Source organism: Streptomyces sp. NPDC029138, assembly GCF_055564375.1.
This window is the reverse complement of the sequence record NZ_JBVHWM010000012.1, coordinates 107,460-133,552: the sequence shown is the minus strand read 5'-3', so window position 1 is coordinate 133,552 and position 26,093 is coordinate 107,460. Positions and strand designations below refer to the sequence as shown.

Genomic DNA, 26,093 nt, shown 5'->3' with positions numbered 1-26,093 from the left:
CGCACGCGACAGCCGCGCCGGTTTCGTTCGGAGTACGGCCGACGCCACGAGTGAGGCCCGCGGCCGGGCTCGCGCCCAGGGAGGAAGCACGCTCGGTGGCAGCGGTCGGCCCATGTCACTCACCTCCCTGCGCACGCGACAGCCGCGCCGGTTCCGTTCGGAGTACGGCCGACGCCACGAGTGAGGCCCGCGGCCGGGCTCGCGCCCAGGGAGGAAGCACGCTCGGCGGCAGCGGTCGGCCCCTGTCCGTTCGGCGTACGGCTGCTGTTGCCGCCGCCCGCAACCGCGTCCGCACCCACGGAGCGACCGTGTGGGACACCCCGGGTGAGAGCACACGCGGCACCGGGCGCCCCACCTCACTCACCCCCCTGCGCACGCAACGCCCGTGCCGGATCTCCCCGGCGTACGGCGGCTGTCGCCGCGACCGTCAGTGGGGCCACGGCGACGGCGGTGAGGAGCAATGCCACCCTTCCGGGCGGCAGTTGGACCAGTAGGTCCGGTACCGGGCGGGTCGCCTCGCCGGTCAGGACGATCAGGGGCAGGACGGTGCGGGCCAGTACGGTGCCCAGGCCCAGGCCGACCGCGAGGGCCAGGCCCACCAGGACGGCCTGTTCGGCGGCGACCGTCCGGGCCAGCTGGCGGCGCGGCACGCCGAGTGCGCGCAGGACGGCGAACTCGGCGCCGCGGGCCCGTTGCGCGCCGACGGCGCCGACCGCGAAGCCGACCGCGGCGAGCGCCGCCGCCACCACGGCCGCCGCCGCGAACGCGGCCTCCGGTCCGGCGCCGAACGGGTCGTCGCGCAGCTCGGCGGCGATCTCGTCGCGCACCACGACCTGCCCCGGATCGACGTCCGGCAACGCCCGGACGGCGGCGGCCACGGGCGCGGAGGCGCCGGGCGCGGTGGCGAGCCACCACTCGGTGGGGGTGGCGCTCTCGCCGTACCGGGCCTGGAGCAGCCGGTTCACGGCGCGCAGGTCGAGCAGGACGGCACCGCCGTCGTGGACGCCGGTGCCGGCCGGGTCGGCGGTGGCCGGCAGTGCCCGTACCGCTCGTACGATCCGCACCGGCACCCGCCGGTCGCCGATCGTGAGGTCGATCCGCTGCCCGGTGCGGGCGCCCGCCGCGGCCAGGTAGCGGTCGGTCGCGACGGCCGGCACCTCGGCCGGCGCGGCCTGGGTGGCCTGGAGCCGGAGGGTGACGGAGGCGACGGTCCAGATGTCGGCGTCCGGGAGGTAGCCGGTGCTGTAGGCGAAGGTCAGCGGGTGGGTGCCGGTGACCTCGGGGCGGGTGGGGCTGGTGGCGGCGCTCGGTACGGCGGCGCCGCCCGCCTCGGCGGTGGTGGTCCACCGGGCGGGCAGCGTGAGCCGGTGGTCCGTGCCGTCCGTCCCCGACGCGGTCACCCCGTCGACCGTGAACCGGTGCCGCTCGGCCCGCTCGGCGGGCTGGGTCAGGTCCAGGCGGAGACCGGTGAGGGTCGCCGGTCCGGTGGCGCTGCCGAGGGCGAGGGTCAGGGTGTGCGGGCGGCCGTCGGCGGTGAGCTGCCCGATCGGCAGTTGGTAGGGCACCCCGTACCGGTCGGTCAGGGTCACCGTCACCGTGGTCGTGGTGCCCGGCCCGGTCGAGCTGTGCAGACGTGCCGTCAGCTTCAGCCGGGCGGTGCCCGCCGGGACCTCGGCCCCGGCCGGGGTGCCCTCGGGGGTGAGCCGGCCCAGCAGTGGCCGTACCGGTTCGTCCGCCAGGTCGGGGCGCATGAGGTACGCGTCCGCCGCGTGGGCGGTGTCCAGGGCCAGCACGGTCGCCGTGCGGTCGCCGGACAGTGGCTGGGCGGCGTGCACGGCCGGGGCGGCCTCACGCACCCCCGGCAGGCCGGCGTACAGGTCCGTACGGCCGAACCCGTCCGCCCCGGTGGCCAGGACCCGTACCGGCACCCCGGCCCGGAAGTCGGCCTGGTCGTCCTGCGAGCGGTCCCAGGAGGCGGCCTGCCCGATCGCGAGCATGCCGAGGGCGACGGCGAGGACGAGCAGCAGCACCGGGCCCGCGCCGCGCGCGGTGCGCCGGCTGAACTGCCAGCCGGCCAGCGCCACCGGCAGCCCCCGCCCGCCGGCCGCCCAGCGTTCGGCGAACCGTGCCACGGGCGGCAGCAGCCGCAGCGTGAGCACGGTCCCGGCGAGCAGGGCCAGCGCGGGCGCGGCCACCAGCAGCGGATCGACACCGAGCGCGCCCGACCGGTCGGCGGCCACGGCCCCGGAGTCCTGCCGGCCCAGCTGCCAGTAGGCCACCCCGGCGATCGCGAGCAGCCCGAGGTCGGCACCGGCCCGCAGCGGTGCGGGCACGGGCCGCGCGCCGCCCGGCCGGGCCGCCTTCCCGCGCAGCCGCGGGGCCCAGGAGCGCCGGGGGCCGGACGGGCGCGCCTCGGCCCCCGTCCCCGTCACCGCGGGTACGGTCACCGCCAGCGCACAGCCGAGGGCGACCCCGGCCGCGACCAGCCAGACGGCGGGCCGGCCGACGGGCGGGAGATCCAGGCGCAGGCCGAGCCGGGCCAGCGGGCCGTGCCCGGCCAGCAGCGCGGTGAGCGGACCGGCGAGCAGCGGCGCGCACACGGCCGCGGGCAGCGCGAGCAGCAGCGCCTCGGCACCGGCGAGCGCGGCGATCCGGGTGCGGGAGGCGCCCCGGGCCCGCAGCAGCCGGGTCTCGTCGGCGCGTTCGGTGCTGAGCAGCCGGGCGACCAGCAGCAGCGCGTAGCCGGCGAGCAGCACCAGCTGGAGTGCGACGATCAGCAGGGTGGAGCGGGCCACGAGCAGCGAACGGTCCACCCGGTCCAGGACGTCCGGCAGCGCGGTCTGCGACACCGTCGTACCGCTCAGCGCGGCCGGCCGGCGCAGGGCCGCGCTGCCGGCCCGGGCCGCAGCCCGCAGCTCCCCGATCCGCCCGGTCGTCACCGAGGCGAAGTCCGCCGACGCCAGCCAGCCCGTCGCCCCGGCGCTGACCCGGCCGCCGGTGAGAACGGACGGGTCGGCGAGCAGGGGGCCGTACGTCGTGAAGCCGGACTTCTTCACCCCGCGCCCGAGCAGGTCGTCCAGCCGCCAGTACGGTGCCGTCACCGAGGCGGGGCGGTACACGCCGACGACCCGGACCCGGACCGCCGGTCCCTCCAGCCGGTTCGCCAGGGTGAGCCGGGTGCCGGGCTTCAGCCGCAGCGCCCGCGCCGCCGCCTCCGGGAACGCCACCTCCACCTCGCCGTCGGTACGGCGGGGGGATCGGCCGGCGGCCAACCGCACCCGCGTGCGGTCCAGGGCCGCGAAGTAGGTCAGGTCCGGGTCGCCCGACCTGCTCGCGGGCGGCTGGAGGGAGCGGGGCAGGGCGTACGGCCCCGAGCGGCGCAGGGTCCGTACGGTCACCGGTAACCCGGCGAAGGTACGGCGCGCGCCCTCGCGTACGGCGGCGTCGGCGGCGGTCCGCTCGGCCGGGGGCACGTCCGCCTTGACGATCAGCGCGGTGTCGGCGGCGCCCCGCGGGTCGCCGAGCACATGGCGCAGCGCCGCGTCGCCGACCGCCCCCGAGTACGCCGTGAGCGTCGCCAGCACGGCGGTGGTCAGCACCACCGTCAGCAGCGCGGCACCCAGCAGCAGGCGGTGCGCACGCGCGCGTGAGAAGACGAACCCCGTCACCCGGCCCCCGTGTGTCCGGTGCTTCCAGACCTTCGGGCGATGCTGACAGAGGGCCGGGCGGCGGGTAAGCGGTTGTCAGCCGGTCTATACCGGATTGTGATCGGAATACGGCGACGGGTGACCGGAATCCGACCTTCAGTGACGACCCGTCAGTCCGGAGTGACACCCCGGGTGATCAGCCGGGGAATGATCAGTCGGGGAGTGATCAGTCGGGGGTGTTCACCATCGACGCGGCGGCGTACGTCAGGTAGTTCCACAGCGTCCGCTCGTGCTCCTCGGAGAGCCCCAGCTCGTCGACGGCCACCCGCATGTGCCTCAGCCACGCGTCGTGCGCCGCCCGGTCCACGGTGAACGGGGCGTGCCGCATGCGCAGCCGGGGGTGGCCACGGTTCTGGCTGTACGTCGTCGGGCCGCCCCAGTACTGCATCAGGAACAGGACCAGCCGCTCCTCGGCCGGGCCCAGGTCCTCCTCCGGGTACATCGGCCGCAGGAGCGGGTCCTCGGCGACCCCCTCGTAGAAACGGTGGACGAGCCGGCGGAAGGTCTCCTCCCCGCCGACCTGCTCGTAGAAGGTCTGCTCCTGAAGCGTGCCGCGCCGAATCTCATTCACCCGTCCATCGTCTCAGACCGGGTGACGGAGGACTCAAGGCTTAGGACCAGCCCCGCCCGCCCCGTCCACGGACCCCCCGCCCCTACTGTGGACCCATGGGCGCCTACGACACCGAGACCGAGGCTCTCGCCGACGCGGCGCGGGCCGAGCTGGTGCGGGAGATCGACGCCGACGGGGCCTGGGCGGACGACCCGGTGTGGCGGAAGGCGTTCGCGGCGGTGCCCCGGCACCTGTTCGTGCCGTACTACTACGTCACCGGGGCGCGCGGCTACGAGCGCCGCTGGGGCGAGAGCCCCGACCGCGAGGCCCGGGAGCGCTGGGTGCGCGGCGCCTACGCGGACGTACCGCTGGCCACCCGGCTGCGCGACGGCGAGCTGCTCTCCTCCAGCAGCCAGCCCTCCCTGATGGCCCGGATGCTGGTCGCCCTGCGCGTCGAGGACGGCAACCGGGTCCTGGAGGTGGGCGCCGGCACCGGCTACAACGCGGCCCTGCTCGCCCACCGGCTCGGCGACGACGACCTCGTCACCACCATCGACCTGGAACCGGAGATCACCGAGTCGGCCCGGCAGCACCTCGCGGCGGCCGGCCGTCACCCCGTCGTCGTCACCGGCGACGGCGCGCGCGGAGTGCCCGAACGCGCCCCCTTCGACCGGATCATCGCCACCTGCGAACTGCCCACGGTGCCGCGCGCCTGGCTCGCCCAGTGCCGCCCCGGCGCGCGCGTCCTTACCCCGCTCGCCACCGGCCTGCTCACCCTGACCGTGCGGGACACGGAACACGCCGAGGGCCCCTTCCTGCCCGGGGCCGCCTTCTTCGTGCCGCTGCGCGGCGGGCGCAGGGCGCAGCCCGAGGGCGCCTTGCCGGCCGGGCTGCCGCGCCGGGCCCGCGAGCAGGAGCCGTTCCGCTTCCTGCTCGCGCTGACCCGGGGCGCGCTCGACCCGCAGGAGGCGTACGCGCTGTGGGAGCGCGAGGGCGAACCCGGGCGCGGGCGATACGGCGTCACGGTCGCCGGCGAGCACGCCTGGGCGTGGCTGGACGACCCGGAGGGGCCGTACGCCTGGCCCCTTCCCTGAGCGCGCTCAGCCCCGGCGGACGGTGATCGTCGTCCAGGCGCCCACGTGCACCCGGTCGCCGTCCTGGAGCGGCACCGGCACGAACGGCTGGATCGGCTCCTCCGACATGTTGACCGTGGTGCCGTTCGTCGAGTTCTGGTCGACGACCGCCCAGCTGCCGTCCGGCTGCTGCACCAGCACCGCGTGCTGGTGCGAGACACCCGGGTCCTCCGGCGGCACCGACAGGTCGATGTCGGGGGTGTCGCCGGTGGAGTGCCGGCGACGGCCGATGGTGACCTGGTTTCCGGTCAGCGTGCGCTGCTGCTCCGGCGAGTACGCGGGCAGGTTCAGGCCCGCGGCCTCGGGACCGGAGCGCTGCATCATCGCCATGAAGTACTCGCGGTCCGGGCCGATGGTCGCGGTCCACGTCGTCGACCGGGAGGCGTGCGGCGCCTGGGGGAAGCCGCCGGGACCACCCGGTCCGCCCTGTCCGGGCGGGGTCTGGGTGGCGCCGGGCTGCGGGTAGCCGTAGCCGCCGCCCTGACCGCCGGGGCCGGTGGACGACGGCGGGGAGATCACCCAGTCGTCGTCGGCGGCCGGGGGCCGGCGGGTCTGGCCCGGGAACGCGGGCGGAGCCGACGCGCCGGACTGCTGGAACGCACCGCCGGGACCGCCGGGCGGCGGCGCCGGACGCGAGGGATCACCGCCGAAGCCGGAGGGGCCGGACGGAGTGGGACCACCGGGACGGGAGGGCTCACGCCCGAAGGACGAGGGGCCCCGGGACCCCGGGCCCTGTCCTTGCCCCGGTCCCGGACCACCGCCGAAGCCGGACGGGCCACCGGACCCCGGGCCACCAGGGCCACTGGGGTCTTGGCCACCGCCGAAGCCGGACGCGTTACCGGACCCCGGGCCCTGTCCCTGGCCACCGCCGAACCCGGACGGGCCGCCCGGACCACCGGGACCCTGCCCCTGCCCGGGGCCGCCACCGAACCCGGACGAACTGGAGGGACCACTGGGACTCTGCCCCTGCCCGGGACCGCCACCGAACCCGGACGAACCGGACGGACCGCCGGCGCCCGGACCCTGCCCGGGACCGCCGCCGAAGCCGGACGGGCCACCGGAACCAGGACCACCGGGGCCCTGCCCCGGAACCGTGCCCCGGCCGCCGAAACCGCCGGGACCGGACGGGCCGGACGGGGCACCGGCACCCGGGCCCTGCCCCGCGCCCGGACCCTGCCCCGCGCCCGGACCCTGACCCTGGCCGCCCTGACCCTGGCCGCCCTGGCCGAAGCCCTGCGGCGGACCCGGCGGGCGCTGGTTGGCCCCGAAGGCGGGCGGGCCCGAGGGGCCGGGGGAGGTCGGTGGGCCGGACGGGGCGCGGTCGCCGCCGAACGGCGTCGGGCCCGACGGCTCGCTGTGGAAGGACGGGATCGGCTCGGCGGGCCGGTTCACCTGCGAGGGCCGCGAGCCCTGGTACTCGTACCCGTCACCGCCGCCGTACGTCGAGCTCGGCGGCTGGAACCGCGGCTGCGGCGAGCGCGGGGCGGCCGGGGTGTAGGAGGTCGCCGTGTTGGTCAGGAAGTTCCACCGGCACTCCTCGCAGAAGGGCGCGCCGCCCTCGCGGGGCGTACGGCACTGCGGGCACAGCTCCGGCTCCGGGTCGGACCCGGCGCCCTGGTGCGGGCGGCCACCGGCCGGGCCACCCTGCGCGGGCGGGAAGCCGTAACCACCCGGGGGCGGCGGAGGGGGCGGAGGTACGGCACCGGCCATGCGGTGACCGCAGACCTCGCACCAGTCGTCGGAACCCGACTGGTGTCCGTTCGGGCAGGTCGGCATGTCGGTGCTTCCCCTTCTCCTGCGCTTTTGAGGGTCACTTCTTTACACGAACAGTCTTTGTGGACCGGGTCTCCAGAGTCATCTCGTCCGCCTCCGCGACCCTCGTCTTCAACCGCACAGTACCTGTCACGGCGTCGACCACGTCCACCACCTTCGCAAGCAGTTTCGCAGTATCCGCGTTCCCCGAGGCGTTCGCGAGCTGAACTGCGCGCCCCAGTTTGGCGGTTGCTCCATCGAAATCGCCCGCTTTGCGAAGGTCGAGGCCCTTCTGGATGGCCTGCGCCAGTTCGGCCTGCCCGGTGTAGTGGGCGACTTGGGGGTTGATCGAGGTGGAGGCGGTCATGTCGTCGGTCCAGACCGCCCGTACGAGCCCCTGCGCGCCGAGGTTCTGTGCTGTCCCGTCCGGTTGCGGGACCACGAGCGAGACCCGCGCGGCGAGCATCTCCTGGCCGAGCCCGGCCGGCGGAACTGTCACGCACAGGTGGTAGTCGCGGGACTCGTCGCCCCAGGACCCGGTCGGGTAGTCCCCGGCGCGCGGCCCCGCCTCGGTACGGCGGCCGGTCAAGTCCTCCACGGCGGGGGCGACTTGCTTGACGAACCGGATGGTCGTGCCGACCGGCGTCCACACCCGCAGGGCGACGTCCGCGACCCCCTTGCCCATCGCCGTCTCCATCATCCGAGTGAAGTCGGCGGCGAGACCGGCCGGGTCGGCGACGATGTCGGCGGTGCCGAGCAGCGCCGAGGCGATCCCTGTGACTTCTTTCACTTCCCAGTCGGTGCCCACGCCCCGCGCGTCACAGGTGAACCGGCCGGCGCAGGCGTCCAGTGTCGCCCGGAGATCCTCCGCCGACTCGTGTTCGTTGCGGCCGTCGGTGAGCAGGACGCCGTGCCGGATGGTGACGTCCGCCGCGGACAGCAGCCGGTCGGCGAGCCGCAGCCAGGTGCCGATGGCCGTACCGCCGCCCGCGCTCAGCCGGCGCAGCGCCTGCTTGGCCTGCTCGCGGGTCGTGGCGTCGGCGACCGCGAGCCGCCCGCCGCCCGGATAGACCTCCTTGGCCACGTGCGTGCCGCCGATGACCGCGAAGCGGGTGCCGTCGCGCAGGGTGTCGATCGCGGCGGCCGTGGCGTCCCGGGCGCCCCGCATCTTGGTCGGCGGGTAGTCCATGGAGCCCGAGCAGTCGACCATGATCGCCACCGCGGCGGACGGCCGCCGGCCCGGCGGGTACACCTGCGCGGAGACCGCGCTGCCGATGGTGCCGCCGCCGGTCGCGGTCACCGTGACGATGGCGTTGACCTCGCTGCCGCCCTCGGGCAGGTACTCGTTCTGGTAGACGTCCACCGAGAACCGTGGCGCGTTCGACTTCGCGAAATTGGCCATGCTCGCTCGCATCCCCCTCGGACGCCTCGCCGACGCGAGGCGACGACTGTGAGCGGACCGGTCCCCTCCGGTCCGCCGCGGCTTCCCCGTGCCGTTCCCCCGTCGGATACGGCCCTCAGGCCGATCCTGCCCCCTGCGGCGGCGCCGGGAACGGCAGGACCGCCACTGTTACGTTGTCGTGGCCCCCGCCGTCCAGGGCGTGCCCGACCAGCACCCGCGCGCTGTGCAGCGGGCGGACCGCCGCGTCCGGCGGGACGATCTCGGACATCTCCTCGGCCGTCTCGGCGTAGTTCCACAGTCCGTCGGTGCACACCACCACGACACCGGGCCGGTCCGGCTTGAAGGACGCGGTGTGCGGCTCCAGTTCGTAGGCGTCCGCGCCGAGCCAGCCGGTGATCGCGTGGGCGCGCTCGTCGGCGTACGCCTCGGCCTCGCTCATCAGTCCGGCGGCGACCATCTGCGCGGCCCAGGAGTCGTCCTCGGTCAGCCGGGCGGGCGGGGCCGCGCGGTCGGTGGGCACCCAGTAGACGCGGCTGTCGCCGACCCAGCCGACGACCAGCAGCCCGGGGGTGACCACCGCGCCGACGATCGTGCAGGCCGGCGCGTTCTGGTGCGGGGCGTGCTCGCGGGCCGTGGCGGGCTCCTCGGCGAGCGCGTTGACGGCCTGGGCGGCGGCGACGATCGCCTCGTGCATCGCAGCTTGCGGGTGGGTGCCGCGCGGCAGCGCGGCCAGCAGGGTGTCGCCGGCCGCCTGCGAAGCGGCCAGGGAGGCGTCGTCGGGGCGGGTCGCGGACGACACGCCGTCGCAGACGATCGCCAGCGCGGCCGGGGTGCCGTCGGGCAGCGTGGTGCGGCCGACGGCGAAGGCGTCCTCGTTGCGGTGGTGGCGCAGGCCGCGGTCGCTGACGGCGGCGACCGGTCCCGACTCCCGCTCCACGTGGTCCCGTTCGCGCGGCTGGGCGTGCCCGCAGTTCTCGCAGTAGCCGTCGCTGTCCACCCGGCCCGCCCGGCAGGCCACGCACAGCTGCGCCGGATCGGCCGGGGCGGAGGCCAGCCGTGGATCGGGCGCCTGCAACGGGTACTCATCGGGCTCGTCCGGCCGATCGAACCGCACCCCGGAACCGGAAGAATGCCCCCCACCGGCCTCCTGCCCGCCACCCGACTCCGTCCCGCCCGGAACGGGCCCGCTCCCGTGCGAGGGCAGCGGTGCGCCGCCCGGGCCCGAGCCGGGCCCCTGCCCGGACGGCGGTGTGCCGCCCGTGGTGCTGTGGAATCCCTGACCGGTCGGCGATGCGCCGCCCGGGGCGGGCCCGAACCCCTGCCCCGCCCCGGGCGCAGCCCCGGAAGCCGCCGCGGGTCCCTGTCCTGACAGGGGGGTGTCGCCCGAGTCGGTGCCCGGGAGGTCTGTCGGGAGGTGGGGTGCCGGTGAGGCCGGGGGGCCGGGCGGTTCGGGGGTGGGCCAGGGTGTGCCGTCCCCGGGTGGCGTGGGGCCCGTCATGGTGAGCGTCGGATGGTCCTGCGGTGGTGCGGGCACCACCGAAAGGTCGTATCCGCACGCTCCGCAGAACAGGTCACCCGACTCCACGGGCTCCGCGCAGCTCGGGCACTTCGCCAGTGCGGCCTGCTGGGGCATCTGCGACATCGACTACACCCACGTTCGGGGGCGGTAACGGTTGGCCCGTTCCACCAGCTCGATCCTCTCCTCGCCGCCGGGCGCCAGCCGGGCCAGCGTGCGGTAGGCCCGCTCCAGGCCGAAGCGGAGGCCCCGCTCGTCCAGACCGCTGCCCAGCAGCACCCGGCCTCCGGCGGCGGGCCCGGTGCCCTGGCCCCCGGAGAGTATCCAGTCCAGCGCACAGCCGAGCACTTCCGCCGACAACAGCTCGCGCCGCGCCGGGTCCAGGCCGTACGCCTGGAGTGCCTCGACCTGACCGGCGGCGGCCGTCAGGTCGTCCAGGAACGGTACGTCACCGGCGCTCGCCGTGCGCTGTCTGAGCCGGGCCCGGACGGCGGCGACCCGGGCGGCCGTGTAGTGGATGGAGGACTCCGGCACCGACTCCAGCGTCGTCACGGCGCCGCCCCGGTCCCCGGCCGCGAGCTGCACCCGGGCCAGCCCGAACGCGGCGCTGACGAAGCTCGGGTCGGTCGTCCACACCAGGCGGTAGTACTCGGCCGCGTTGTCGAGCTGGCCCAGCACCTCGGCGCACAGGCCGAGCGCCAGCTTGGGCGCGGCCTCGCCGGGGAAGGCGTCGTAGATCGCGTCGAAGGCGAGCGCGGCGTGCTCGAAGTCGCCGGTGACCAGCGCGGCCACGCCCCGGTACCACACCACCCGCCAGTCGTCGGGCCGTTCTTCGTTCAACTCGGCCAGGCTCATCAGCGCACCCTGGTGGTCACCGCTCTCCAGCCGGGCGCGGATCTGCCGGAGCCGGGTCTCCTCGGTCTGCGCGGGCGCCGCCGCCAACGCGCTCATCAGTTCGGCCGGTGCCGAGGCCATCAGGCCGGCCAGGAAACCGGCGTTGGGGTCGTTCGGGTCGACCAGCGGGACCGGCAGGGCGAGCGCGGCGGCCGCGGTGTCGACGGGCTTGACCAGGGCCGGCAGGGGCGGAGCGGGGGTGGCGGCAGCCCTCCGTACCGGCCGGGCGCCCAGCCGGGACACGTCCCCGTCCAGCCGGGGGAACAACTCCGTGTCCGTGACCTTCGTCTCCGGCCCGAACAGCGTCGACAGCGCGGGCCGTGCCCGCCCGGTCTGGAGCGAGACGACCTCCCGCAGCACCCCCGTCAGCTGCTCGGCCATCTCCTGCGCGGAGGCGAACCGGCGGGCCGGGTCGGGGTCGGTGGCGCGCACCAGGAGCCGGTAGAAGGACTCGTAGCGGCGGAAGACCTCGATGGTGTCGGGGTCGGGCAGGGAGTCGGCGTAGACGTTCGTGTAGCCCTGGAAGTCGAAGGCCAGCACGGCGAGCGTGCGGGCCACCGTGTACAGGTCGCTGGCCACGGACGGGCCGGCCTCGGCGACCTCCGGGGCCTGGTAGCCGACCGTGCCGTAGATCGCCGACTCGTCGTCGTCCATCCGGCGGACCGCGCCCATGTCGATCAGCTTGAGCTGGTCCTCGGTCTGGATGGCGTTGTCGACCTTGAAGTCGCAGTACAGCAGGTTCCGGCTGTGCAGATGGCCGAGCGCCTCCAGCGCCTCGATGCCGTACGCGCACGCCTGCTCCACCGGCAGCGGGTCGCGGCGGCCGTCGGGCGCCCGGCGGGCGTTGGCGATCTCCTTCAGGGACTTGCCGCCGACGTACTCCATGACGATGTAGCCGTCGAGGGAGCCGGTGCGCTGGTCCAGGTGCTCCACGAAGTTGTAGATCCGCACGATGTTGGCGTGCTCGATCTCCGCGAGGAAGCGCCGTTCGGAGATCGCCGCGGCCATCGCGTCCTGGTCGCCGGTGTCCAGCAGGCCCTTGAGCACCACCCACCGGTCGGAGACGGCCCGGTCCACGGCGAGGTAGATCCAGCCGAGCCCGCCGTGCGCCAGGCAGCCCACGACCTCGTACTGGCCGTGCACGATGTCCCCGGCCTTCAGCTTGGGCACGAAGGAGTACGGGTGCCCGCACTTGGTGCAGAAACCTTCCGTGCGGCCCGGCCGCTCACCCCGGGCCCGGCCGACCGGCGCCCCGCAGTCCGACCGCGAGCAGAACCGCTTCCGCTCCGGCACCTCCGGGTTCTCCAGCACCATCGCGCGCGGGTCGGGCCGCGGCACCTGCGGCACCGAGACCAGGCCCACGCCCAGCCGGCCCCGCGAGGAGGCCCCGGACGACGAGCCCGAGCTGCGCACCGACACCGAGCGGCCCGTGGACTTCCCCGACAGCGACCGGGACAGCCGCCCGGACACCGAGCGGCGCGACCTCGACGACTGGGAGGACGTACGCGAGCTGCGGGAGCTGCGGGAACTGCCGCTGTCGGCCGCCCCCTTGGTGACCCCGGTGGGCGGCGAGGCCACCATGCCCGCCCCGGAGGGGGGACCTACAGCCGAGACCACCGGCGCGAGACCGCACGTGTCGCAGTACAGCTCGCCGCCGCCGACGTCCTCGTACGTCCCCGCACAGCCCGGCCGCTGGCAGGTCTGCCCCGGCTGACTCATGACTCGTCCCCCTTACGGTCCCCCGGCGCGCCCGCGCCGCCGAGCAGTTCCGCCGCCGCCTGCTGGTAGCGCAGCACGGCCTGCTCGGCCACGCGCAGGTCGCAGGGCGCGCTCCACAGCATGCGGCGGGCCGCGTCGTACCGCTCGACCAGCAGCGGGTCCTCCGCGAGACCGTGCCGGGCGACCTTCGCCTTGTACGCGTCGAGCCGGCCGCGCAGCTCGGCGCGGACCGCGAGCGGCGCGGTGACCGCGGTCAACGACTCGCGGGCGCGCAGCAGTTCGTCCTCCGCCTTCTCCTCCAGCGACTCCAGCAGCGGGGAGAGCCGGTGCCACTGGGCCTGCCTGCGGTACTCGGCCGCGGTCGCCAGCTGCTCCTGGAGCGCGGTCGGCGGCCCGCTCACCACCGGCACCTCGGTCGCGGCGATCTTCGCCAGCACCTCGCCGCGCGCGGTGCGGGCCTCCGCCAGGGTGCGGTCCGCGCGCGAGAGCACGTCCCGCAGCCGGATCAGCCGTGCCTCCGCGTCCTGGCGGACCGTCAGCACGGCGTCGATCTCCCGGCGCACGTCCTCCAGGGCGCGCGCCTCACGGTCGTACACCGTCGTGTCCGGACGTCCGCCGCCGGGCGCCGAACTGCCCTCGGCCGGCACCCAGAAGGCGAGCGGGTCGGAGACGACGTCCTCGCGGAGCCTGGTCAACGTGCGGGTGATCCGCTCCAGGTCGTCACCGGCCGGGTGCTCGCCGGGGCGCACCCCGACCGAGTGCGCGAGCTGCCGGGTGCGCTGGAGTTCCGCGGCGAGTAAATCGATCCGCGCGGGCAGCGCCGACCAGACCGCGTCGGCGGCCACGATCATGTCCAGGCTCGTCGCGTACAGCTCGTTCATCCGGTCCACCAGCGCGGACAGCGAGAACGTCTCGCTGAGCCTGCCCCTCCCGCCGCCGGGGACGGTCACGGACTCGCCGCGCAGCAGCTCGGTCAGCTCCGCCAGGTCCTCCCGGCTGGACCAGCGGCGCCGGGCGCGGATCTCGCGGGCGCCGCGCAGCGCGGCCGTGTAGGCGTCGAAGTACGCCCACAGCTGGGTGATCTGCGCCTCCGTGGCCTGCCAGCGCTCCTTGGTGACGCCGGTCAGCTGCGCGCCTTCGAGGAGTCTGCGGCCCGCGTGGTCCTGAAGGGCCAGCAGCGAGGTCTCGATCGCCTCGTGCTCCTGGCCGAGCCGCGCCAGCGCACGGTCCACCTCGTCCCGGTCCATCACCGGCCCGGCGGGGTCCGTGACGCCCATCGATCACCTCTCGCTTGCTGTCTGTTCCGGTCGGTACGGCTCAACTGCTGCGCCGGTACTGCGGCGCGGGCGGCTTCGACGCGGCCGAGTCCTTGCCCAGTGTCGCCGACAGCCAGTCGTCGTACGACGTCTGCCAGCCGTGCGCGCGGTAGTCCACCAGAACGCGGTTGACCCGGCGTACCAGATCGCCGGCGTCCTTCTTCATCGCCACGCCGTAGTACTCGGTGGTGAACGCCGCGCCCTTCAGTTCGACGGTCGGGTCCTGCGCGGCCTGGCTAGCGGCGAGCGCGCCGTCGGTCACCACCGCGTCCACCTCGCCGAGTTGCAGCCGGACCAGGCAGTCCAGCTGGTTCGGCACGGTGGTGGAGATGTCGGTGGTGGCGGGCAGCCGGCCGTCCTTCCTGTCGGCGTCCAGCTTGGCGTAGGCGGTCGAACCGGCCGCCGTGCACACCTTCTTGTGCGCCAGCGAGTCGTTGTAGCCCCTGATCGGGGAGGACTTGGGGGCGAGGACCTGCTGACCGGTCTTGAAGTAGGGCGCGGAGAAGGCGACCTGCCTCAGCCGGTCACAGGTGATCGTCATGGTGCGGACGACCATGTCGACGCGCCCGTCCTCGATCGCCGGGATGCGCTGGCTGGTCGGTATCGCCTTGAACTGCACCGCCTCCGGGTCCCCGAGGATGTCCTCGGCGATCCGGTGGACGAGGTCGATGTCGAAGCCCTCCAGTCGGGCGCCCTCGGTGTTCGGGTTGCGGTAGCCCCAGCGGTAGCTGTTCTGGTCGACGCCGACGATCAGCTTCCGCTTGGCGCCCGTGCGCGCCTTGATCGCGTCGATCGTCGGACCGTCCGCGTCGGACGGCGCCAGCGTCTGCTCGTGCGCCTCGGCGTCCACGCACTTGTCGGCGCGGGCCTGGGTGCCGGTGGCGACCTTCTGCCCGGCCCGCTGCGGGTCGTCCGGCGTCCGCTGGGTGCACGGCAGCAGCAGCACGAACGCCAGCGCCAGCGCGCACAGCACCGCCATCGTGGCGACCCCGCCCCAACCTCGCAGGGCGGACCGTGCACGGCTCACGTACATCGCCTTGCCCCCTGTCACCGGTACTCCGAAAGTCTGCGGCCGATGCCGGCGACTGCGCCGGCCGCGCCCAGCACCGCGAGGACGGCGGCGCCCTCCGGCAGTCCGGCCATGGCGTCCCGCCCGTCCCCGGCCGCCCGCTGGAACTCGGCCTGCTCATGGTCGATGGCCCGGGCGAGACTGCGGTCGACGCCGTCGAAGCACTCGGCGGTCGCGCCCTTGGCGCCGATCACCTTGTCCAGCGCCTGCTGGTAGTTGCCGTTCTCGTCCTCGGCGCGGGCCGCGGAGTGGCGTTGCTTCCACACCGCCATGTCGCCCTCGGCCGCCTTGACCGGTGCGGTGCCCCCCTGGTCGTCGGCGAGCCGCGCCGCCTCGGTGAGACCCTTGCCGAGCACGGCGATGTCCTTGTCGAAGTCGCGGTAGTAGGCGTCGTACGTCGTGCCGTCGACCGTGACGGTCTCCGCGCCGCGCGCCACCAGGCTCAGGTTCTCGTTGCCGCGCGCCTTCAGGGAGGCGATCCGGGCGTCGTGGAGCACGTTCAGCGAGCGGATGCCGTGCTGGTACGAGCCGTCGAGCCCCGACCGGGCCACCGCGTGGCCCACGACCAGCCACAGCAGGGCGACCGCCGTCGCGGCGCTGGCGGCGACCAGGCCGTGGTTGAGGACGCGGTGGGTGCGTCGGTACACGCGGTGCTGGGCCCAGCCGAGCGCGGCCAGCGCGAGCAGCCCGAGCGCGATCGCGATCCACGGGTACGGCGTCGCGTCCGCGTAGTCCGCGTCGAGCCGCCGGTTCTCCGTCGTGTAGAGATCCTCCGCCGCCGGGAGCATCTCCTTCTGCATCTTCTCGTTGGCGTACCGCAGATAGGCGCCGCCGACCGGATAGCCCTGCCGGTTGTACGTCCGGGCCCGCTCGATGAGGCCCTTGTACTCGGGCAGCAGCCGGTTCAGCTCGGTGATGGTCGCCTCGGAGGCGGAGCCCGGCTCGGCGTTGGCGGCGGCGGTGACGAGCCCGGCGGCCGCCGTCCGTATGTCCTTCTCGTACCGGTCCGTGGACTGGGCGTTCTCCTGGCCGCCCGCCAGGAACCCGCTGGACGCGGCCGTGTTGGCGTCGGCCAGCGACCGGTAGATGCCGGCCGCGCCCGAACTGAGCGGCTGGCTGCGGTGCAGCACGTCGTCGGCGGCGGCCGAACGGGCACTGGTCTGCCAGGCGGTGACCACCCCGAACGCGACGACCAGCAGCGCCAGGACGGCACCGATGATCCGCAACCGCCCCGGCTCGGTGGTCGCGGCGGCCCGCAGCCGCTCGGCACCCTCGGCGAAGGCGGTCCGGCGCGCGGGCGGCACCCCCGGACCGACGGCCACGGGCGGCGCGGGTGGCCCGGGCGGCCCGGGCTGAGCGGGGATGCCGGGGACACCGGCCACACCGGCGGACCCGGCCGGCGGTGGCGCCGCGCTGCTCTTCGGCGGGTGTGTCACTCGACCTCCCCCATGGTCATCCGTACGCCGCCCAGTATCACCGCCCGCACTGACATTCCGCACCGGCCTTCACTGGATCTTGATCGGATCGCAGCGTGCCCCGGGGGCGCGTACCGGCGGACGCACCACCCCCTGTGCTGGAACACGCTGATGACGGGGGATCGGTTCCCTTGCGCAGCGGGCCGCCCGGGGACGGTCTCACGGCTCGCGGTGCTCGTGAGCAGCCTGTTCCAGGCCTGCCGCCTCCGCTGTCGCCAGCCGGGTCTCCGCCTCCACGTCGATCGAGCGGGTCAGCCACCAGTACAGGAGGGCGCTGACCGGGAGGCCGATGAAGAGGGAGATGTCGGCGCCGCCCAGCGCCTTCGCGGCGGGGCCGGCGTACAGGGTGCCCACGGAGAAGAACGGGACCATGGCGGCGAAGCCGACGAGGTAGGCGACGATGCCGTGCCAGCCCCAGCGGCCGTAGAGGCCGTGCGGGTTGAAGATCTCGGCGATGGCGTAGTGCCCGCGGCGCACCACGTAGTAGTCCATGAGGTTCACGGCGGTCCACGGGATGAACAGGTAGAGCACCAGGAGCAGGAAGTTCTCGAAGTTCGCCAGGAAGTTCGACGTCGCGGCCAGCGCGCCGACCAGGGAGAGCGCCGCGGTGAGGCCGAGGGTGAGCAGCCGCACGCCGAGCGTCGGCCGGACCCGTGCGAAGGAGTCGATGGCGCTGATGAGCGTGAGTGACCCGCCGTACATGTTCAGCGCGGTCACCGAGACCAGGCCGAGGGCCGAGAACAGCAGCACGACGGCGCCGAACCCGGTGAACACCTTGTCCCCCGCGGAGTTGATCGCCGGGATCGTCTGGAAGGTCTGCGGGCCCGCCCAGGCCGCCAGCAGCGCTCCGAGAACCATCAGCCAGATGCCGCCCAGCGCGGAACCGAAGTAGGTCCAGTAGAAGGTCTTGCGGACGGTCACGTCCGGAGGAAGGTAACGGGAGTAGTCGGAGACGTAGATGGCCCAGCTGATCTGGTAGCCCGCGACCACGCCGAACTGCGCGAGGAACGGCGTCCAACGGAAGCCGCCGAGGTCGAAGGAGCCCGCCGGGTAGTGCAGGGTGACCAGGACGCCCACGGTGAAGATCCCGAAGATCACCAGGAAGGTGTACGTCAGGACCCGCTCGGCCTTGTGGATGATGTCGTAGCCCACCAGCGCGACGACGAGCGCGACGACGGTCACCACGACGACCCACAGCTTGACGCCGCCGTGCACTGTGGTGTGCAGGGCGTCGGCGGCGAGGATGCTGTTGAAGACGTTGAACCCGGCGTACTGCACGTAGGCGAACAGCCACACCAGCAGGGCGCCGACGTAGCCGAACTGGGGCCGTGACTGGATCATCTGCGGCAGCCCGAGCTGGGGGCCCTGGGCGGAGTGGAAGGCCATGAAGAAGGTGCCGATCACGGTGCCGGAGACGATGGCCAGCAGTGACCAGACGAGGTTGCCGCCCTGGGTGATGCTGACCAGCCCGACGGCCAGGGTGGCGATCTGTGCGTTGGACATGAACCACAGCGGGCCCAGATGCCAGAGCTTGCCGTGCCGCTCGTCCAGCGGGACGTAGTCGATGGACCGGACCTCCAGACCGGACACTCTTGGCTCGTCTGATGTGCTCATGGCGCCTCCGGAGGTCGGGTCCGCACCTCTGGTCACATTGTTGCCCCGCTCCGCCCGTGGGACGACTCAGGATCAGCCCGCCTCCCAGTAGGCCCGCGCCCGCTCCCGCGCCTGAGCGTCCGCCCCCAGCCGGTCCAGGCCCAGGAGGACCGCTCCCAGGACCGGGCTCGCCGTCACCACCCGGACGTCGGCCTTGGGGGCGCGGGCCGCCAGGAGGGTGCGGATGGCGTCGTTCAGCTGGGGGTGGCCGGCGGTGAGGACGCTGCCGCCGAGGAGGACCGGGGTCTCCTCCTCCAGCAGGTCCAGGCGGGTGAGGGCGACCGTGGCCATCACCGTGACCTCCTCCGCGAGCCGGGTGACGATCGCGCGGGCCACCGGGTCGCCGTCCGCCGCGGTGGCGAACAGGACCGGCGTCAGCTCGTGCCGGCGGTCGTGGTCCACGTGCTCCAGGTGCAGCGCCTCGATGAGGGCGTACATGGTGGGCAGGCCGAAGTGCGCGGGCAGGGTCCGGGCCAGAGAGGTCGGACCGCCGCGCCCGTCCTCCGCGCGGGCCGCGTGCCACAGGGCCTCCTCCGCCAGGCCCCAGCCGCCGCCCCAGTCGCCGGAGATACGGCCGATGGCCGGGAACCGGGCGGTACGGCCGTCGGGCCGCATGCCCACGCAGTTGATGCCCGCGCCGCACACCACCGCCACCCCGCGCGGCTCGGCGACGCCCGCGCGCAGGATCGCGAAGGTGTCGTTGCGGACCTCCACCGACGCGCCCCACGCGCGCGCGTGCAGCGCGCTCGCCAACTGCTCCTCCTCCACCGGAAGATCGGCGTTGGCCAGGCAGGCCGCGACATGGCTGACGGAGGTGACCCGGGCGTCCGCGAACGCCCGGGCCACCGGTTCCGCCAGCGCGTCCAGCGCCGCCGCCACACCCACCGCGGGCGGGCGGAAACCGCCGCCGCGCGCCGTGGCCAGGACCTCCCCGGCGGCGGTGACCACGGCCACGTCGGTCTTGCTGTTGCCCGCGTCGATGGCGAGGACCGTCAGGGGGTCAGGTGCGGTCAGGCCCACGCCAGGTGCTCCCGGTTGTGTGCGATCAGCTGGTCGGTGAGGGCGTCGGCGTACGCGTGCTGGCCGATCAGGGGGTGTGCCAGCAGCGCGCGGAAGACGCGGTCCCGGCCGCCGCGCAGGGCCGCCTCCAGGGCCAGGTCCTCGTACGCCGTCACGTTCGCGATCAGGCCGGAGAACAGCGGGTCCAGGCCGGGGACCGGGAGCGGGACCGGGCCGGCGGAGCCGACCGCCGCCTGCACCTCGATCACCGCGTCGTCCGGGAGGAAGGGCAGCGTGCCCCTGTTGAGCGCGTTCACCACCTGGTAGGGGCTGCCTCCTCCGCCCAGCAGGGCCGCCGCCAGGTCCACGGCCGCCTCCGAGTAGAAGGCACCGCCGCGCTTGGCGAGCAGGGCCGGCTTCTCGTCCAGGGCCGGGTCGCCGTACATCGCCAGGAGTTCGCGCTCCATCGCCGCCACTTCGGCCGCCCGCGAGGGCTTGGTGCGCAGTTCCCGGACGACCTCGTCGTGCGCGTAGTAGTAGCGCAGGTAGTAGGAGGGGACGACGCCGAGGCGGTCCAGCAGGGGGCGGGGGAGGCGGACGTCGTCGGCGATGGCCTCGCCGTGCTCGGCCAGGAGCTTCGGCAGGACGTTCTCACCCTCCGGGCCGCCCAGACGCACACCGGTTTCCCAGGTGAGGTGGTTCAGGCCCACATGGCCCAGATGCACATCCGCCGGGGCCACGCCGAGCAGGGCCGCGAACTTCCGCTGGAAGCCGATCGCCACGTTGCACAGCCCGACCGCCCGGTGCCCGGCCTGGAGCAGGGCGCGGGTGACGATGCCGACCGGGTTGGTGAAGTCGATGATCCACGCGCGCGGGTTGCTCCGGCGGACCCGCTCGGCGATGTCCAGGACCACCGGGACCGTGCGCAGGGCCTTCGCCAGGCCGCCCGCGCCGGTGGTCTCCTGGCCGATGCACCCGCACTCCAGCGGCCAGGTCTCGTCCTGCTGCCGGGCCGCCTGCCCGCCGACGCGCAGCTGGAGCAGGACGGCGTCGGCGCCGTCGATACCCGCGTCCAGGTCGGACGTCGTGACGATCCGGCCGCCGTGGCCCTGCTTGGCGAAGATCCGCCGGGCCAGGCCGCCGACCAGCTCCAGGCGGTCCACGGCCGGGTCGACCAGGACGAGTTCCTCGATGGGCAGGGTGTCCCTGAGGCGCGCGAAGCCGTCGACGAGTTCGGGTGTGTAGGTCGAGCCGCCGCCGACCACGGTGAGTTTCATAGCCAGTTCAACCCTTTACTCCGGTGAGGGTGACGCCCTCGACGAACGCCTTCTGGGCGAAGAAGAACACGAGGATCACGGGGGCCATGACCAGCACGGTGGCGGCCATGGTGAGGTTCCAGTCGGTGTGGTGGGCGCCCTTGAAGGACTCCAGGCCGTAGGACAGGGTCCAGGCGCCGGGGTTCTCGGACGCGTAGATCTGCGGGCCGAAGTAGTCGTTCCAGGCGTAGAAGAACTGGAAGAGGGCGACGGCGGCGATGCCCGGCCTGGCCATGGGCAGCACGACCCGCACCAGGGTGCGCAGGTCACCGCAGCCGTCGACCTTGGCCGCGTCGAGGTACTCGTTCGGGATCGTCATCAGGAACTGGCGCAGCAGGAAGATGGAGAACGCGTCCCCGAACGCCATCGGGACGATCAGCGGCCACAGCGTGCCCGACAGGTCCAGTTGTTTCGCCCAGAAGAGGTACATCGGGATGACGACCACCTGCGGGGGCAGCATCATCATCGAGATCACCAGCATGAGCGACAGATTCCGGCCCCGGAAGCGGAACTTGGCGAGCGCGTACGCCACCGGGATGGAGGACACCACGGTCAGCAGGGTGCCGAGACCGGCGTAGATCAGCGTGTTCTTCCACCAGGTGAGGAAGCCGGGCGTGTCGAAGACCTTCCGGTAGTTGCCCCACTCCCAAGTGTGCGGGATCAGGTCCCGGCTGAGGGCCTGGCTGTCGCTCATCAGCGAGGTCAGGAAGACGAACACGAACGGCAGCGTGAAGAACAGCGCGGCGGCGACGCCGAGCGAGTGGACCGCGATCCACTCCAGCAGCGCCCTGCGGCGGGCGGTGCGCTCGGCTCCGGTGACGAGCGGTGCCGGCTTCACCGGCGGGTCCAGTACTTGGGTCATGTCAGTCACCTGCCTGGATCAGGCCGCCCCGGCGCCGCATCAGCAGCGCGGTGAACGCCATCGACAGGGCGAACAGCACCAGCGCCACCACGCACGCCGAGCCGTAGTCGAAGCGCTGGAAGCCGAGGTTGTAGACGAGCTGGGGGAGGGTGAGCGTGGACTTGTCGGGGTAGCCGGGCTCGAACTGGGTGCCGGCCCCCTGGATCACCCCGGAGGCGACCTTCCCGGCGACCAGTGGCTGGGTGTAGTACTGCATGGTCTGGATCACGCCGGTGACGACGGCGAACATCACGATCGGGGAGATGTTCGGCAGGGTCACGTACCGGAAGCGCTGCCAGGCCGAGGTGCCGTCCAGCTCCGCCGCCTCGTACTGCTCCGTCGGTACGTCGAGCAGCGCGGCCATGAAGATGACCATCAGGTCGCCGACGCCCCACAGGGCCAGCAGGGTCAGCGCCGGCTTGGACCACGTGGGGTCGTTGAACCAGCCCGGCGCCGGCAGCCCGGCCTTCTCCAGGATGGCGTTGACCGGGCCGGTACCGGGGTTCAGCAGGAACGCGAAGGCCATGGTGGCCGCGACCGGCGGGGCGAGGTACGGCAGGTAGAACAGGGTGCGGAAGACGCCCGTACCGGTCTTGATCCTGGTGATGAGCAGCCCGACGCCGAGCCCGAACACCACCCGCAGGCTCACCATGATCACGACCAGCCACAGTGTGTTGCGCAGGGCGGGCCAGAACAGCGGGTAGTGCTCGAAGACGTACGTCCAGTTCTTCCCGCCGCTCCACGTCGGCGGCCGGAAGCCGTCGTAGTGCATGAAGGAGAAATAGACCGTGGAGATCAGCGGATAGGCGAAGAAGACCGCGAAGCCGATGAGCCACGGGGACATGAAGGCGAGCGTGCGCAGGGCCGAGCGCCGGCGTTTCGACGCGAGGGTGACGGCGCTCATCACTGGGCCTGCGCGATGTCCGTGTCGATCTGCGCGGCCGTCTTCTTCAGCCCGGCCTTGAGATCGGTGACCTTGCCGCTCTCGTAGTCGTAGCCGAACTGCTGGATCGTCACCAGGTACACACCGCCGTTGATCGAGGCGGGACTCGTGGTGGAGTCCGGGTTGGCGGCGATGTCCAGGAAGGTCTTGAACCGCGGGTCGTACTTCAGCTTGGGCGACTTCAGCGCGGCCAGCGTGGACGGCACGTTGTGGATGTCGTTGGCGAAGCCGACCACCGCGTCCGTGTTCGTGGTCATGTACTTCACCAGTTCCCAGGCCGCGTTCTGCTTGTGGCTGGTGGCGGCGATGCCCGCGATGGTGCCGGTGATGTAGCCCTTGCCGTACTGGTCGGCCTGGTCGTCCGGGACGGGCAGCGGGGCGACCCCGATCTCGAAGTCCGGCTTGGCCTCCTCGGCCATGCCGAGCCGCCACTCGCCGTCGAGCTGCATGGCGACCTGGCCGGTGTGGAAGGGGTGCTTGGGGCCCCATTCGTCCCCCAGCGTGGCGCGGAACTTCTCCAGCTTCTGGTAGCCGCCGAGTTCGTCCACGAGCTTCTTCTGGAGCGTGAAGCCCTGTGCGAAAGCGGGGTCCTTGGTGAGGTTCGACTTGCCGTTCTTGTCGAAGTACGTCGGCGAGAACTGGCCGAGGTAGTGCTCGGTGGTGGACTCCCAGCCGTGGTAGTTCGGCATGAACCCGAGCTGCTTGTAGCCGCCGCCCTGAGGAATGGTCAGCTTCTTGGCGTCCGCCTCGAACTCGGACCAGGTCTTCGGCGGATTCGCGATGCCGGCCTTCTTGAACGCCGTCTTGTTGTAGTAGAGCCCGTACGCGTCACCGAGCAGCGGCACCGTGCAGCGGTTGCCGTCGAACTGGGTGTACTCGTTCATCGGCTTCGGGAACGTCTTCGCCGGGTCGATCCCGGACTTCGCGAAGAACGGGTTCAGGTCCACCAGCGCGCCCGAGGAGCAGAACTTGCCCACGTTGTTGGTGGTGAACGACGAGATCACGTCCGGGGCCTTGTCACCGCCGGCCCGCAGCGCCTGGTTGATCTTGTCGTCGGTCATGTTGCCGACGATGTTCACGTGGATGTTGGGGTGCGCGTGCTCGAAGCCGGCGACCAGCGACTTGACGGCCTTCACCTCGTTCGGCGCGCTCCAGGCGTGCCAGAAGTTGATCGTCGTGTCCTTCGAGGGATCGTCGGTGGCACCGGAGTCGGACTGGCCGGTACACGCGGCGGTGAGGAGCACGGCGGAGGCAGTCAGGGCAAAAGCCGCCTTTCGGGCGACTCCGGGTATGGCTGTGGGCATGGCGAGGTCTCCCTGGGGGACGGGGTCGGGAAAAGAGGGGGCGCTCAGCGCGAGGTGTCGAAGACCTCGTCGCGGGTGGCGGCGAGCGCGGACTCCAGCGCGCCGCGCATCACGGGGTGTTCGCGGACGTCGCCCACGACCAGCCGGGGCCGGGCCGCGGCCAGCTCCTCCAGCTCGGCCTGGACGAGGGCGCGCAGCACCTCGCCGCCGGCCGTCAGGGCGGAGCCGCTGAGGACGACGAGTTCGGGATCGAGGACGGAGACGAGCGAGGCGAGACCGGTGGCCAGCCGGGTGGCGTAGGTCTGGAGCAGCTCCCGGTGAGGGCCGCTCGCGTGGTCGGCGGCGCGGGCGACGAGCGTGGTGGCGGCTTCGGTGTACGGCCCCGACGGCACGTCCTCGATGCCGAGTTCCCGGGCCAGCTTCGGCAGGGCCTGGGAGCCGGCCAGCTCCTGGTAGCCGCCGCTGTTGGCCTTGGTGACCTGCCGTACCAGCGGGGTGCCCGGTACCGGCAGGAAGCCGACCTCGCCGGCGCCGCCGGTCCAGCCGCGGTGCAGCCGGCCGCCGAGGACCAGGGCGGCGCCGAGGCCCTCCTCGTTCCACAGCAGCACGAAGTCCGCGTGGCCGCGGGCCGCGCCGAGCCGCTGTTCGGCGATGGCGGCGAGGTTGACGTCGTTCTCGTACTCGACCGGCATCGGCAGGGCCGCCGCGAGGTCGTCGAGCAGCGCGGGGGAGTGCCAGCCCGGCAGGTGGGAGGCGTAGCGCAGCCGCCCGGTGTTGGGATCGAAGGCGCCGGGCGTGCCGATGACCAGCCGGTGCACGTCGGACCGGGCGAGCCCGGCGGCCTTGACGGCGCCGTCGAGGGCGTCGGTGACCTGCTGGACGACGGGGTGTGCCGGGCGCCGGCCGGGGGTGGGCAGTTCGTACTCGCCGACCGTGCGGCCGGTGATGTCGGCGACCGCGGCCCGGATGCGGTTCGGGGTGACGTCGAGCCCGGCGGCGTACGCGGCCCCGGGGTCGAGCGCGTACAGCTGGGCGTTGGGTCCCGGCCGGCCCTCGCTGGTGCCGGTGACCCGGACCAGTCCGGCCGCCTCCAGACGGGCCAGCAGCTGGGAGGCGGTGGGCTTGGACAGGCCGGTGAGCTTGCCGATCCGGGTGCGTGACAGCGGTCCGTGTTCCAGCAGCAGGTCCAGGGCGGCGCGGTCGTTCATGGCGCGCAGGACGCGCGGCGTGCCCGGCGTACCGGCGGTTCCTGCCATGGGGGTCGACACCTGCCTTTCCAGCCGCCCAGCTTTTCAGTGACCTGGGCATGACGTCCAGTCTTGATCAACGGCGCCCGGGAGATCACTGTTAGGAAACTTTCCTATTGGGGTGGGAGGAACGTAAGCCGAGGACGAAGGGGGCGTCAATAGACAACGCCCCCGAGGCAACAGAGTCGTTACCTCGGGGGCGCTGCGGTACGGGGAGTGCCCGGGGTCACTTCACGGTCACGTGGTCACCGGCGGACGTCTTCGCGCCGGTGGTGGCCGTACCGGCGAAGACGAAGCGGTAGCTGCCGCTCCTGGCCGCCTTCACCGTGGTGGACAGGGCGCCCCCGGTGCCGGAGGTGATCGTCCTGACGTTCGCGTACGCGCCGCCGTCCGCCTTGAACTGGAGGACGACCTTCTGGTCCTTGTAGCCGGTGTACGTGCCGGTCGCCCAGTTCGCGCGGGTCAGCCTGCCCTTGACGGTCAGCGTCCGGCCCTTGACGACGGGCTCCGGGGCGGCGTTCACGGTCAGCCGGGCGGCGCGCTTGATCTGCACCGACGCGAGGTTGCCCCACATGGTGACGTCGTTCTCGCTGTGCAGGTAGTCGTCCGAGGCGCTGCCGTCGCTGTGCGCGTAGACACCGGCGGCCTTCCAGGTGCCGGCGTCGGTGGCCTCGTACAGTTCCCGGTCCGGAACGGCGACGATCGTCTCGGTGCAGCTCTCGGTGACGGTCGTGTCCGTCGTGGCGGTGGTCGTGCAGACGGGCGCCTTCTCCGGCCCCAGCTCGTTGTCGACCGACTTCAGCGTGCCGAGGTACAGGAGCACGCCCTGCACGGTCTTCTCCTGGTCGATGACCAGGTCCTTCGGCCGGGTCAGGGTGTACGACACCGGCACGTTCACGGCCTTGGTGGTGCCGACCACGACCGGCTTGCCCTTGTTCACGGTCACGCCGGAGAACGTCAGGTCCGGCGTACCGGTCGCCGACGCGGCGGGCGCGGCCAGGCCGGCCAGGGCCAGGGCACCGGACAGGGCGGTACCGATGGCGAGCTTGCGCATGTTTCCCCACATTCGAGACGGGCCCCCGGGCGGCGTCGCGCTCCAGAACAAGGGCCCGTTGTGGAGGCGACCCTAGAGGATCACCGGATGCGGAGGGAATGCGGGGTTCCTGTGAGGACGATCTGGATTCGGGTGCGAGACGG

At 73.2% G+C, this 26,093-nt stretch carries 18 protein-coding genes; 1 reads left to right on the top strand and 17 read right to left on the bottom strand.

Features of this window, described 5'->3' with window-relative positions:
* Window positions 1-356: 356 nt before the first annotated feature.
* On the bottom strand, window positions 357-3,668 hold the full coding sequence (locus ACZ4WH_RS13965) for an FtsX-like permease family protein (RefSeq protein ID WP_468179974.1): 3,312 nt from the start codon (window positions 3,666-3,668) through the stop codon (window positions 357-359).
* Between the two features lie 205 nt (window positions 3,669-3,873).
* Window positions 3,874-4,278 (bottom strand): globin, encoded by a 405-nt coding sequence (locus ACZ4WH_RS13960; protein ID WP_171156225.1) that lies wholly within the window; start codon window positions 4,276-4,278, stop codon window positions 3,874-3,876.
* Window positions 4,279-4,373: 95 nt separating this feature from the next.
* On the opposite strand from ACZ4WH_RS13960, the gene ACZ4WH_RS13955 reads away from it, so the two are divergent.
* Window positions 4,374-5,351 (top strand): methyltransferase domain-containing protein, encoded by a 978-nt coding sequence (locus ACZ4WH_RS13955; RefSeq protein WP_468179972.1) that lies wholly within the window; start codon window positions 4,374-4,376, stop codon window positions 5,349-5,351.
* A 6-nt stretch (window positions 5,352-5,357) separates the two neighbouring features.
* Here the strand turns inward: ACZ4WH_RS13955 and ACZ4WH_RS13950 are convergent, their stop codons facing one another.
* From ACZ4WH_RS13950 to ACZ4WH_RS13880, 15 genes are all read right to left on the bottom strand, one after another.
* Entirely contained in the window at window positions 5,358-7,166 is a 1,809-nt protein-coding gene (locus ACZ4WH_RS13950) for an FHA domain-containing protein (protein WP_468179970.1), read from the bottom strand.
* Window positions 7,167-7,200: 34 nt separating this feature from the next.
* Window positions 7,201-8,544: a VWA domain-containing protein gene (locus ACZ4WH_RS13945; protein WP_468179968.1), complete on the bottom strand. Its 1,344-nt coding sequence runs from the start codon at window positions 8,542-8,544 to the stop codon at window positions 7,201-7,203.
* 115 nt (window positions 8,545-8,659) lie between these two features.
* Window positions 8,660-10,186: a PP2C family serine/threonine-protein phosphatase gene (locus ACZ4WH_RS13940; RefSeq protein WP_468179966.1), complete on the bottom strand. Its 1,527-nt coding sequence runs from the start codon at window positions 10,184-10,186 to the stop codon at window positions 8,660-8,662.
* Window positions 10,187-10,189: 3 nt separating this feature from the next.
* On the bottom strand, window positions 10,190-12,673 hold the full coding sequence (locus ACZ4WH_RS13935; RefSeq protein WP_468179964.1) for a serine/threonine-protein kinase: 2,484 nt from the start codon (window positions 12,671-12,673) through the stop codon (window positions 10,190-10,192).
* Window positions 12,670-13,950, bottom strand: coding sequence for a coiled-coil domain-containing protein (locus ACZ4WH_RS13930; protein WP_468179962.1), 1,281 nt, complete (start codon window positions 13,948-13,950; stop codon window positions 12,670-12,672). Before ACZ4WH_RS13930 ends, ACZ4WH_RS13935 begins: the two co-directional genes overlap by 4 nt.
* A gap of 40 nt (window positions 13,951-13,990) precedes the next feature.
* The gene (locus ACZ4WH_RS13925; protein ID WP_468180002.1) at window positions 13,991-15,022 is read right to left on the bottom strand and encodes a glutamate ABC transporter substrate-binding protein; all 1,032 of its coding nucleotides are present in this window, start codon (window positions 15,020-15,022) and stop codon (window positions 13,991-13,993) included.
* Between the two features lie 14 nt (window positions 15,023-15,036).
* On the bottom strand, window positions 15,037-16,494 hold the full coding sequence (locus ACZ4WH_RS13920; RefSeq protein WP_468179961.1) for a hypothetical protein: 1,458 nt from the start codon (window positions 16,492-16,494) through the stop codon (window positions 15,037-15,039).
* 198 nt (window positions 16,495-16,692) lie between these two features.
* Window positions 16,693-18,147: a purine-cytosine permease family protein gene (locus tag ACZ4WH_RS13915; RefSeq protein WP_468179959.1), complete on the bottom strand. Its 1,455-nt coding sequence runs from the start codon at window positions 18,145-18,147 to the stop codon at window positions 16,693-16,695.
* A gap of 72 nt (window positions 18,148-18,219) precedes the next feature.
* A complete protein-coding gene (locus ACZ4WH_RS13910; RefSeq protein WP_468179957.1) occupies window positions 18,220-19,206 on the bottom strand; it encodes an N-acetylglucosamine kinase in 987 nt (328 codons plus the stop codon).
* Window positions 19,197-20,462 (bottom strand): 6-phospho-beta-glucosidase, encoded by a 1,266-nt coding sequence (locus ACZ4WH_RS13905; RefSeq protein WP_468179955.1) that lies wholly within the window; start codon window positions 20,460-20,462, stop codon window positions 19,197-19,199. Before ACZ4WH_RS13905 ends, ACZ4WH_RS13910 begins: the two co-directional genes overlap by 10 nt.
* Window positions 20,463-20,469: 7 nt before the next feature.
* A complete protein-coding gene (locus ACZ4WH_RS13900) occupies window positions 20,470-21,363 on the bottom strand; it encodes a carbohydrate ABC transporter permease (RefSeq protein WP_468179953.1) in 894 nt (297 codons plus the stop codon).
* A 1-nt stretch (window position 21,364) separates the two neighbouring features.
* Window positions 21,365-22,306, bottom strand: a complete 942-nt coding sequence (locus ACZ4WH_RS13895) for a carbohydrate ABC transporter permease (RefSeq protein WP_468179951.1) — start codon at window positions 22,304-22,306, stop codon at window positions 21,365-21,367.
* Window positions 22,306-23,649, bottom strand: a complete 1,344-nt coding sequence (locus ACZ4WH_RS13890; protein ID WP_468179949.1) for an ABC transporter substrate-binding protein — start codon at window positions 23,647-23,649, stop codon at window positions 22,306-22,308. Before ACZ4WH_RS13890 ends, ACZ4WH_RS13895 begins: the two co-directional genes overlap by 1 nt.
* 44 nt (window positions 23,650-23,693) lie before the next feature.
* The gene (locus ACZ4WH_RS13885; RefSeq protein ID WP_468179946.1) at window positions 23,694-24,905 is read right to left on the bottom strand and encodes an ROK family transcriptional regulator; all 1,212 of its coding nucleotides are present in this window, start codon (window positions 24,903-24,905) and stop codon (window positions 23,694-23,696) included.
* A 217-nt stretch (window positions 24,906-25,122) separates the two neighbouring features.
* Window positions 25,123-25,950 (bottom strand): hypothetical protein, encoded by an 828-nt coding sequence (locus ACZ4WH_RS13880; RefSeq protein ID WP_468179944.1) that lies wholly within the window; start codon window positions 25,948-25,950, stop codon window positions 25,123-25,125.
* Between the last annotated feature and the right edge of the window lie 143 nt (window positions 25,951-26,093).